Consider the following 1122-nt stretch of genomic DNA (forward strand, 5'->3'; position numbering starts at 1 on the left):
ACGGGCTGTCGGCTCCGGCCGCCGCCGGCCGCTCGGCCCTGGCCGGGCAGCAGCCGATCGGGCACAGGTCGTGGGAGGCGCCGAGGGCGCCGAGGGCGCACCGCTCCGCGCGGGTGCCCCGCTCGTTCGCCGCCCGCTCCAGGACCAGTTCGCGGACGGCCGCGGCGAAGCGCGGGTCGGCGCCGACGGTGGCGGAGCGGCGGACGGGCAGGCCGAGCTCGGCCGCCTTCGCGGTGGCCTCGGTGTCGAGGTCGTACAGGACCTCCATGTGGTCGGAGACGAAGCCGATCGGGACCATGACGGCCGCGGGGACCCCGGCGCCGTGCAGCTCCTCCAGGTGGTCGCAGATGTCGGGTTCGAGCCACGGGATGTGGGGGGCGCCGCTGCGGGACTGGTAGACGAGCTTCCAGGGGTGGTCGGTGCCGGTCCGCTCGCGGACCGCGTCGGCGATCACCCGGGCCACGTCGAGGTGCTGCCGGACGTAGGCCCCGCCCTCGCCGTGCTCGGCGGGCGGGCCGGAGCTGTCGGCGGCGGAGTCGGGGATGGAGTGGGTGGTGAAGGCGAGGTGGGCCTTGTCCCGTACGGACGGGTCGAGCTCGGCGAGGGAGGCGAGGACTCCCTCGATCATGGGCTCGACGAAGCCGGGGTGGTTGAAGTAGTGCCGCAGCTTGTCGACGCGGGGCAGCGGGAGGCCTTCCCCTTCGAGCGCCGCGAGGGCGTCGGCGAGGTTCTCGCGATACTGGCGGCAGCCGGAGTAGGAGGCGTACGCGCTGGTGGTGAGGACGGCGATGTGGCGCCTGCCGTCGGTGACCATCTCGCGGAGGGTGTCGGTGAGGTACGGCGCCCAGTTCCGGTTTCCCCAGTAGACCGGGAGGTCGAGGCCGGCCTCCGCGAAGTCCGTCCGCAGCGCGTCGAGGAGCGCGCGGTTCTGGTCGTTGATCGGGGAGACGCCGCCGAAGAGGAAGTAGTGCTGCCCCACTTCCTTGAGCCGTTCCTTCGGGATGCCGCGGCCGCGCGTCACGTTCTCCAGGAACGGGACCACGTCGTCCGGGCCCTCGGGGCCGCCGAAGGAGAGCAGCAGCAGGGCGTCGTACGGGGCGGGATCGTGCTGATCGGACATGG

The 1122-nt window shown here is 73.4% G+C and carries 1 protein-coding gene; it reads right to left on the reverse strand.

All coding sequences use genetic code 11. The annotated features are described in order from the left end of the window. On the reverse strand, positions 1-1120 hold a 1120-nt coding region (locus tag OO54_RS40875), incomplete at its 3' end, for a ferrochelatase (RefSeq protein ID WP_033212803.1). Between the last annotated feature and the right edge of the window lie 2 nt (positions 1121-1122).

The sequence above is a fragment of the Streptomyces wedmorensis genome, from assembly GCF_000716445.1.
Classification (GTDB): domain Bacteria; phylum Actinomycetota; class Actinomycetes; order Streptomycetales; family Streptomycetaceae; genus Streptomyces; species Streptomyces wedmorensis.